The organism is Pseudomonas sp. XP1 (genome assembly GCF_053557675.1).
This window is the reverse complement of the sequence record NZ_JBNRIJ010000039.1, coordinates 1,869-10,764: the sequence shown is the minus strand read 5'-3', so window position 1 is coordinate 10,764 and position 8,896 is coordinate 1,869. Positions and strand designations below refer to the sequence as shown.

9 protein-coding genes are annotated in these 8,896 nt (G+C 64.9%); all 9 read left to right on the top strand.

Going from position 1 to position 8,896, the window contains the following annotated elements:
- Positions 1-131 precede the first annotated feature (131 nt).
- Positions 132-992 carry a tRNA pseudouridine(38-40) synthase TruA gene (gene truA / locus ACK1U9_RS22825; RefSeq protein WP_046617034.1) on the top strand — a complete coding sequence of 287 codons (861 nt, stop codon included), beginning with the start codon at positions 132-134 and terminating at the stop codon, positions 990-992.
- A 61-nt stretch (positions 993-1,053) separates the two neighbouring features.
- Entirely contained in the window at positions 1,054-1,674 is a 621-nt protein-coding gene (locus ACK1U9_RS22820) for a phosphoribosylanthranilate isomerase (RefSeq protein WP_046617033.1), read from the top strand.
- A gap of 221 nt (positions 1,675-1,895) precedes the next feature.
- A complete protein-coding gene (gene accD / locus ACK1U9_RS22815; RefSeq protein WP_046617032.1) occupies positions 1,896-2,789 on the top strand; it encodes an acetyl-CoA carboxylase, carboxyltransferase subunit beta in 894 nt (297 codons plus the stop codon).
- Positions 2,789-4,096, top strand: coding sequence for a bifunctional tetrahydrofolate synthase/dihydrofolate synthase (folC, locus tag ACK1U9_RS22810; RefSeq protein ID WP_135001587.1), 1,308 nt, complete (start codon positions 2,789-2,791; stop codon positions 4,094-4,096). The genes accD and folC overlap by 1 nt, the downstream gene beginning before the upstream one ends.
- Positions 4,080-4,751, top strand: a complete 672-nt coding sequence (locus tag ACK1U9_RS22805; RefSeq protein WP_085601480.1) for an SPOR domain-containing protein — start codon at positions 4,080-4,082, stop codon at positions 4,749-4,751. Before folC ends, ACK1U9_RS22805 begins: the two co-directional genes overlap by 17 nt.
- Positions 4,752-4,962: 211 nt before the next feature.
- Positions 4,963-5,520, top strand: a complete 558-nt coding sequence (locus tag ACK1U9_RS22800) for a CvpA family protein (protein ID WP_013971612.1) — start codon at positions 4,963-4,965, stop codon at positions 5,518-5,520.
- Between the two features lie 42 nt (positions 5,521-5,562).
- On the top strand, positions 5,563-7,068 hold the full coding sequence (gene purF / locus ACK1U9_RS22795) for an amidophosphoribosyltransferase (RefSeq protein WP_046617029.1): 1,506 nt from the start codon (positions 5,563-5,565) through the stop codon (positions 7,066-7,068).
- A gap of 16 nt (positions 7,069-7,084) precedes the next feature.
- Positions 7,085-8,296, top strand: coding sequence for an O-succinylhomoserine sulfhydrylase (locus tag ACK1U9_RS22790; protein ID WP_025338247.1), 1,212 nt, complete (start codon positions 7,085-7,087; stop codon positions 8,294-8,296).
- On the top strand, positions 8,293-8,896 hold a 604-nt coding region (locus tag ACK1U9_RS22785), incomplete at its 3' end, for an SDR family oxidoreductase (RefSeq protein WP_449110203.1). The genes ACK1U9_RS22790 and ACK1U9_RS22785, both read left to right, overlap by 4 nt.

Sequence of the window (8,896 nt, the reverse complement as noted above, 5' to 3'; positions counted from 1 at the left end):
CCTTGTGAGTAACCTGTGGGAGCGGGCGAGCCCGCGAAGAGGCCCTCAAATGCGGTGCATATTCAACGGCAGCCCTACACGGCTGCCGTTGTCGTTATAATCCCCGCCATTCCGTACACCCCACAGGTTTCATGCTCTTGGACATCATCGACACCGCCGCCGCCGAGTCCGCGGCCGAAGGCTACTCCCGCATCGCCCTGGGCGTGGAATACAAAGGCGCGCGCTATCGTGGCTGGCAGCGTCAGGCCAGTGGTGTGCCCAGTGTCCAGCAGGCCCTGGAGCAGGCGTTGTCCAAGGTGGCCAACGAGCCGATCTCGGTGATCTGCGCCGGGCGCACCGACGCCGGCGTGCATGGCTGCGGGCAGATCGTGCACTTCGATACCCGCGCCGTGCGCGACGAACGCGCCTGGACCATGGGCACCAACTTCAACCTGCCCCACGACATCAGCGTGGTCTGGTCGCGGCCGATGCCTGCCGACTTCCATGCCCGTTTCAAGGCCTGTGCCCGGCGTTACCGCTACGTCATCTACAACGACCCGATCCGCCCGGCGCACCTGGCCGAGGAAGTCACCTGGAACCACCGCCCGCTGGATGTGGAGCGCATGGCCGAAGCCGCGCAGTACCTGCTCGGTACCCATGACTTCAGTGCCTTCCGCGCCAGCCAGTGCCAGGCCAAGTCGCCGGTCAAGCACATCTACCACCTGCGCGTCACCCGCCATGGCCAGATGATCGTGCTGGATGTGCGTGCCACTGCCTTCCTGCACCACATGGTGCGTAACATTGCCGGTGTACTGATGAGCATCGGTGCCGGAGAACGCCCGGCCACCTGGGCGCGCGAGGTGCTGGAGGGGCGCAACCGCCGCGAAGGTGGAGTCACGGCGCACCCGTACGGGCTCTACCTTGTGCAGGTGGAGTACCCCGAGGAGTACGCGCTGCCCAAGCGTTACATCGGCCCACACTTTTTGACCGGCTACGAGGCACTGGCAGACTGACGGGCGAAAAGTCATTTGCTAACATCCGGCCTTTCACCGTAACAACCAGGGTTCGCTGTCCATGAGCAATGTTCGCAGCAAGATCTGCGGGATTACCCGCATCGAAGACGCACTGGCCGCTGCCGAAGCGGGCGCCGATGCCATCGGCTTCGTCTTCTATGCCAAGAGCCCGCGCGCCGTGGACGTGCGCCAGGCGCGGGCGATCATCGCCGAGCTGCCGCCGTTCGTGACCACGGTCGGGCTGTTCGTCAACGCTTCGCGCTGCGAGCTGAACGAGATCCTCGAAGTGGTTCCGCTGGACCTGCTACAGTTCCACGGCGATGAAACCCCGCAGGACTGCGAAGGCTACCACCGCCCCTGGATCAAGGCCCTGCGCGTGCGCCCGGGCGACGACCTGGAGGCGGCCTGCCAGCTTTACGCCGGTGCCCGCGGCATTCTGCTGGACACCTATGTGCCAGGCGTACCCGGAGGCACCGGTGAAGCGTTCGACTGGTCGCTGGTGCCGGCGCGCCTGAGCAAGCCGATCATCCTGGCGGGCGGGTTGTCTGCCGACAATGTCGGCCAGGCCATCGCCCAGGTGCGGCCGTACGCGGTGGATGTCAGTGGCGGCGTGGAGCAGGCCAAGGGCATCAAGGACGCGGCGAAGATCGAGGCATTCATGCGTGCGGTGAAACAGGCGTGATGGCAGATGTGACGGCTGGCTGCGCGCCATCGTCCATAGCTTTCGCAGCCCCGCGGGGCAGCCGCCCGCGCCTGTGGCGGCAAGACATACATTAGCGGTGGGGTGGCGCGCTGGAAGTCCCGGCGGCCGGTCCATCATCGTTTCATAAAAGATTTTGAGCTCAAGGGCAGGGCAGGGCCGGCGATACCGGCCCACGCCTGCCAATACTGGAGAAAGAAAGCATGAGCAACTGGTTAGTCGACAAACTGATCCCTTCGATCATGCGTTCCGAGGTGAAGAAGAGCTCGGTGCCTGAAGGCCTGTGGCACAAGTGCCCGGCCTGCGAGGCCGTGCTGTATCGTCCGGAGCTGGAAAAGACCCTGGATGTCTGCCCCAAGTGCAACCACCACATGCGCATTGGCGCACGTGCGCGCATCGACATCTTCCTCGACGCCGATGGCCGTGCCGAACTGGGCGCCGACCTGGAGCCGGTCGACCGCCTGAAGTTCCGTGATGGCAAGAAGTACAAGGACCGCCTGGCCGGGGCGCAGAAGCAGACCGGGGAGAAGGACGCCCTGATCTCCATGAGCGGCACCCTGATGGGCATGCCGATCGTGGTCAGCGCCTTCGAGTTCTCGTTCATGGGCGGCTCCATGGGCGCCATCGTTGGCGAGCGCTTCGTGCGCGCGGCCAACTATGCCCTGGAAAACCGCTGCCCGATGGTCTGCTTCTCCGCCTCCGGCGGTGCGCGCATGCAGGAAGCGCTGATCTCGCTGATGCAGATGGCCAAGACCTCGGCCGTGCTGGCGCGCCTGCGCGAAGAAGGCATCCCGTTCATCTCGGTGCTGACCGACCCGGTTTACGGTGGTGTTTCTGCAAGCCTGGCCATGCTCGGTGACGTGATCGTCGGCGAGCCGAAGGCACTGATCGGCTTCGCCGGCCCGCGCGTGATCGAGCAGACCGTGCGCGAGAAGCTGCCGGAAGGCTTCCAGCGCAGCGAGTTCCTGCTGGAGCACGGTGCCATCGACCTGATCATCTCCCGTGGCGAGCTGCGCCCGCGTTTGGCCCGCCTGCTGGCGCAGATGACCGGCCAGGAAACCCCGGAACAAGCGCGCGAGGCGGCTGCCGTCGCGTGATGAAACAACGATCCCTGGGCGAATGGCTCGCCTACCTCGAGCAGTTGCACCCCTCGGCCATCGACATGGGCCTGGAGCGGTCGCAGAAGGTGCTTGCCCGGCTGGCGCTGGGCAAGCTGGCGCCACGCGTGGTGACGGTGACCGGCACCAACGGCAAGGGCTCGACCTGCGCCTTCGTGGCCTCGCTGCTGCGTGCCCAGGGGCTCAAGGTCGGCGTGTACAGCTCGCCGCACCTGTTGCGTTACAACGAGCGGGTGCTGATCGATGGCCAAGAGGCCAGCGATGAGCGCCTGTGCGAAGCCTTCGCCGCCGTCGAGGCGGCGCGGGGCGATATTTCCCTGACCTACTTCGAGATGGGCACCCTGGCCGCGTTCTGGTTGTTCTACCAGTCGCAGCTGGATGCCGTGGTACTGGAAGTGGGCCTTGGTGGCCGACTGGACACCGTGAACGTGGTGGATGCCGACCTGGCCCTGGTGACCAGCATCGGCGTCGACCATGTCGATTACCTGGGGGATACCCGCGAGCTGGTGGCCTTCGAGAAGGCCGGCATCTTCCGTCAGGGCAAGCCGGCACTGTGCGGTGACCTGGATCCGCCTCAGCCGCTGCTGGACAAGGCCGCCGAACTGGCTGCGCCGCTGTTCCTGCGTGGTCGTGACTTCGACCTGGCCAGTGCCGATGGCAGCTGGAGCTGGCGGGGTACTGCGGCTGATGGTACGCAGTTGGAGCTGCGTGGCCTGCCTTTGCTCGACCTGCCCATGGAAAACGCCACGCTGGCCTTGCAGGCTTATCTGCTGATGGGCCTGCCCTGGGACGCCGGGCAGATTCGCCAGGCGCTGCTGGATACCCGTATCACGGGTCGCCTTGACCGTCGCCTGCTGAGCTGGCAGGGCAAGCCTGTGGAGCTGTTGCTGGATGTCGGGCACAACCCGCATGCTGCGGAGTACCTGGCCCGGCGCCTGGCGGCCCGGCCGCTGAAAGGGCGGCGCCTGGCGGTGTTCGGCCTGCTCGCCGACAAGGACCTGGACGGTGTTGTTGCGCCGCTGCAGGGGCTGGTCGACGACTGGGCGGTGGCGCCACTGGATACCCCGCGCAGTCGCCCGGCTGCAGAACTGGCCACGGCCTTGACGAACCTCGGCGCCGCGGTGAAGTCTTATGCCAGCGTCGACGCTGCCCTTGAAGGGCAGTGCGCGCAGGCAACGGCGGGTGATCAGATCTTGCTGTTCGGTTCGTTTTTCTGTGTTGCCCAGGCACTGGAATGGCTGGAGCGGCACGCCCAGGAGGGTGGAGTAGATGGCAGTGCTGGATAAAGGGATGAAACAGCGCATGGTGGGTGCGTTGGTGCTGGTGGCGCTGGCGGTGATCTTCCTGCCGATGCTGTTCACCCGCGAGGACGAGATGCGTCAGGTGCGCGTCGAGGCCCCGCAGGCGCCGGCCATGCCAAGCCTGCCGGAAGTGAAGGTGGAGCCGGTCGCCGTGCCGGAGCCGCAGGTCATTCCCGAAGAGCCGCAGCAGGCACCGGTGGTGGTGGACGAATCCACTGCGCCGGCGAGCGCGCCCAGCCAGCCGATTACACCGTCACCGCAGACCCAGCCTCAGGTACAGGTGCAGCCTCAGCCTCAGCCCCAGCCCGTCAAGCCGCAGGCGCCCGTGGCCAAGGTCGAGCCTCAGCCGGCAGCCAAGCCGGCCGCACCCGCGGCGCCGTCCAAGATCGACGTCAATGGCCTGCCGGTCAGCTGGTCGATCCAGTTGGCCAGCCTGTCCAACCGTGCCGGGGCCGAAAAGCTGCAGCAAACCTTGCGTAGCCAGGGTTACAACGCCTATATCCGCTCGGCGGGTGGCATGAACCGGGTGTACGTGGGGCCGCTGATCGAGCGGGCCGAGGCTGAGCGCGTGCGTGACGCCATCAATCGCCAGAACAGCCTCAAGGGCTTCGTGGTGCGCTTCCAGCCTGAGCGCAGCTGATACGCGGGGCGGCTTTGCCGCCCATCGACGCGGTTCGTCGCCACGACAAGCCAGCCCCCACCTCGACCGCACTGCTCTCAGGGCCTGTGCAGTCCCTGTGGGAGCCGGCTTGCCGGCGATGAAGCCAACACCAATCTGTCTGACATTCCGCTTACCCAAGCCCCCGCCGCTCTGTTAAAATGCGCCGCCTCAAACGTCTGCAGGCAGCACCGTGGCATTTACCTTGGTTGATTGGGCGATCATCGCGATCATCGCCGTCTCCACACTGATCAGTCTCAAGCGCGGCTTCGTCAAGGAAGCCTTGTCCTTGCTCATCTGGATCATTGCCGGTGCGGTTGCCTGGATGTTCGGTGGTTCGCTCTCGGTGTATCTTGAAAGCTACATCCAGACGCCGTCGATGCGCGTCATCGCCGGCTGCGCCATTCTTTTCGTCGCCACCTTGCTGGTGGGGGCCATGATCAACTTCCTCATCGGCGAGCTGATCCGCGTGACCGGGCTGTCCGGTACCGATCGTTTCCTGGGCATGGCCTTCGGCGCCGCGCGCGGGGCCTTGCTGGTGGTGGTGGCCATCGGGCTGATCAGCCTGGGGCCGGTTCAACAAGACACCTGGTGGCAGGAATCTCGCCTGATACCACAATTTCTCTTGGTCGCCGACTGGTCGAAAAACCTGATCCTGGGTTTTACCGGCCAGTGGACACCCAGTGGGCTGATCGGCACTCCAGCTGATCTTCCGTTCAAGGAACAGTTGCTCGGGCCGGCAAAGCCCTGAGCGCTATTCACTCAAGTTTCGTCAAAGTAGGGGTTGCGTCGCATGTGTGGCATCGTCGGTATCGTCGGTAAGTCGAACGTCAATCAGGCGCTGTATGACGCGCTTACGGTCCTCCAGCACCGCGGCCAGGACGCTGCCGGTATCGTGACCAGCCATGACGGCCGGTTGTTCCTGCGCAAGGATAATGGCCTGGTGCGCGACGTGTTCCAGCAGCGCCACATGCAGCGCCTGGTCGGCAACATCGGCATCGGCCACGTGCGCTACCCGACTGCGGGCAGCTCGACCTCGGCCGAGGCCCAGCCGTTCTACGTCAACTCGCCGTACGGCATCACCCTGGCACACAACGGCAACCTGACCAACGTCGAACAGCTGGCCAAGGAGATCTACGAGTCCGACCTGCGTCACGTCAACACCAACTCCGACTCGGAAGTACTGCTGAACGTGTTCGCCCATGAGCTGGCGGTGCGTGGCAAGCTGCAGCCGACCGAAGAAGACGTGTTCGCCGCGGTTTCCCACGTGCACAGCCGCTGCGTTGGCGGTTACGCCGTGGTTGCTATGATCACCGGCTACGGCATTGTCGGTTTCCGTGACCCCAACGGCATCCGCCCGGTGGTGTTCGGCCAGCGTCACACCGACGAAGGCGTGGAATACATGATCGCCTCGGAGAGCGTGGCCCTCGATGTGCTCGGCTTCACCCTGATCCGCGACCTGGCGCCGGGCGAAGCGGTGTACATCACCGAAGAAGGCCAGCTGTACACCAAGCAGTGCGCCGAAGCACCGAAGCTGCAACCGTGCATCTTCGAGCATGTCTACCTGGCCCGCCCGGACTCGATCATGGATGGCGTGTCGGTGTACAAGGCCCGTCTGCGCATGGGTGAAAAACTGGCTGACAAGATCATGCGCGAGCGCCCCGAGCACGACATCGATGTGGTCATCCCGATCCCGGACACCAGCCGCACCGCGGCCCTGGAACTGGCCAACCGCCTGGGCGTCAAGTTCCGCGAAGGTTTCGTCAAGAACCGCTATATCGGCCGTACCTTCATCATGCCCGGTCAGGCCGCGCGCAAGAAATCGGTACGCCAGAAGCTCAACGCCATCGAGTTGGAGTTCCGCGGCAAGAACGTGATGCTGGTGGACGACTCGATCGTGCGCGGCACCACCTGCAAGCAGATCATCCAGATGGCCCGCGAAGCCGGCGCCAAGAACGTCTACTTCTGCTCCGCAGCCCCTGCGGTTCGCTATCCCAACGTCTACGGCATCGACATGCCGAGTGTTCACGAACTGATCGCCCACAACCGTACCACCGAACAAGTGGCCGAGTTGATTGGTGCCGACTGGCTGGTCTACCAGGACCTGCCGGATCTGATCGACTCGGTTGGTGGCGGCAAGATCAAGATCGACCAGTTCGATTGCGCGGTATTCAACGGTGAGTATGTCACCGGCGATATCGACGAAGCCTACCTCGACCGTATCGAGCAGGCTCGTAATGACCTCGCCAAGGTCAAGAACCAGGCGGTCAGCGCGATCATCGACCTCTACAACAACTGATTTCGGGAGCGACGGCATGACGGATCAATGGGATGCCGGACGACTGGACAGTGACCTCGAGGGTGTCGGTTTCGACACCCTCGCGGTGCGTGCCGGTCAAAACCGTACACCGGAGGCCGAGCACAGCGAAGCGCTGTTCCTGACCTCCAGCTATGTGTTCCGCACGGCTGCCGATGCCGCCGCGCGGTTTGCCGGCGAAACGCCGGGCAACGTCTATTCGCGCTACACCAACCCGTCGGTGCGTGCCTTCGAGGAGCGCCTGGCGGCCATGGAAGGGGCCGAGCAGGCCGTGGGCACCTCCACCGGCATGGCGGCGATCCTCGCCGTGGTGATGTCGCTGTGCAGTGCCGGTGACCATGTGCTGGTGTCGCAGAGCGTGTTCGGCTCGACCATCAGCCTGTTCGAGAAGTACTTCAAGCGCTTCGGCGTGCAGGTGGACTACGTGCCACTGGTCGACCTCGCCGGCTGGGAAAAGGCCATCAAGGCCAATACCAAGCTGCTGATCGTAGAATCGCCGTCCAACCCGCTGGCAGAGCTGGTCGATATCACCGCACTCAGCGAAATCGCCCACGCCCACGGTGCCATGCTGGTGGTGGACAACTGCTTCAGCACCCCGGCGCTGCAGCAGCCGCTGAAGCTGGGTGCCGACATCGTGTTCCACTCGGCCACCAAGTTCATCGACGGCCAGGGTCGCTGCATGGGTGGCGTGGTTGCCGGCCGTGCCGAGCAGATGAAAGAAGTGGTGGGCTTCCTGCGTACCGCAGGCCCGACCCTCAGCCCGTTCAACGCCTGGATCTTCACCAAGGGCCTGGAAACCCTGCGCCTGCGCATGCGTGCGCACTGCGAAAGCGCCCAGGTACTGGCCGAATGGCTGGAGCAGCAGGAGGGCGTGGAGAAGGTGCATTACGCCGGCCTGCCGAGCCACCCGCAGCACGAACTGGCCAAGCGCCAGATGAGTGGCTTCGGTGCGGTGGTGAGCTTCGAGGTCAAGGGTGGCAAAGAGGGCGCCTGGCGCTTCATCGACGCTACCCGGGTGATTTCCATCACCACCAACCTGGGTGACAGCAAGACCACCATCGCCCATCCAGCGACCACCTCCCACGGTCGCCTGACGCCGCAGGAGCGTGAAGCCGCCGGTATTCGCGACAGCCTGATCCGTGTTGCCGTGGGCCTGGAAGACGTGGCCGACCTGCAGGCAGACCTGGCGCGCGGGTTGGCGGCACTGTGATCGAAATCCGCGGCGGTAAACCCGGCCATAACGGCCGGGTAGCCCTGGTGACGGGTGCCGCGCGCGGCATCGGCCTGGGTATTGCCGCGTGGTTGATCTGCGAAGGCTGGCAGGTGGTGCTCAGTGACCTGGACCGCCAGCGTGGCGCCAAGGTGGCCAAGGCCCTGGGTGACAATGCCTGGTTCATCACCATGGATGTTGCCGACGAGGCCCAGGTCAGCGCCGGGGTGTCCGAGGTGCTTGGGCAGTTTGGCCGCCTGGACGCGCTGGTGTGCAATGCGGCCATCGCCAACCCGCACAACCAGACCCTCGAAAGCCTGAGCCTGGCGCAGTGGAACCGGGTGCTGGCGGTCAACCTCAACGGCCCGATGCTGCTGGCCAAGCATTGTGCGCCGTACCTGCGTGCGCACAACGGGGCGATCGTCAATCTCACCTCCACCCGGGCGCGGCAGTCCGAGCCCGATACCGAGGCCTATGCGGCGAGCAAGGGCGGCCTGGTGGCCTTGACCCATGCCCTGGCCATGAGCCTTGGCCCGGAGATCCGCGTCAATGCGGTGAGCCCGGGCTGGATCGATGCCCGTGACCCGTCGCAGCGCCGTG

Excerpts from the sequence above, each read along its gene's own strand:
- purF (WP_046617029.1), top strand. The coding sequence starts at position 5,563 with ATGTGTGGCATCGTCGGTATCGTCGGTAAGTCGAACGTCAATCAGGCG.
- ACK1U9_RS22820 (WP_046617033.1), top strand. The coding sequence starts at position 1,054 with ATGAGCAATGTTCGCAGCAAGATCTGCGGGATTACCCGCATCGAAGAC.
- ACK1U9_RS22805 (WP_085601480.1), top strand. The coding sequence starts at position 4,080 with ATGGCAGTGCTGGATAAAGGGATGAAACAGCGCATGGTGGGTGCGTTG.
- folC (WP_135001587.1), top strand. The coding sequence starts at position 2,789 with ATGAAACAACGATCCCTGGGCGAATGGCTCGCCTACCTCGAGCAGTTG.
- accD (WP_046617032.1), top strand. The coding sequence starts at position 1,896 with ATGAGCAACTGGTTAGTCGACAAACTGATCCCTTCGATCATGCGTTCC.
- ACK1U9_RS22790 (WP_025338247.1), top strand. The coding sequence starts at position 7,085 with ATGACGGATCAATGGGATGCCGGACGACTGGACAGTGACCTCGAGGGT.
- truA (WP_046617034.1), top strand. The coding sequence starts at position 132 with ATGCTCTTGGACATCATCGACACCGCCGCCGCCGAGTCCGCGGCCGAA.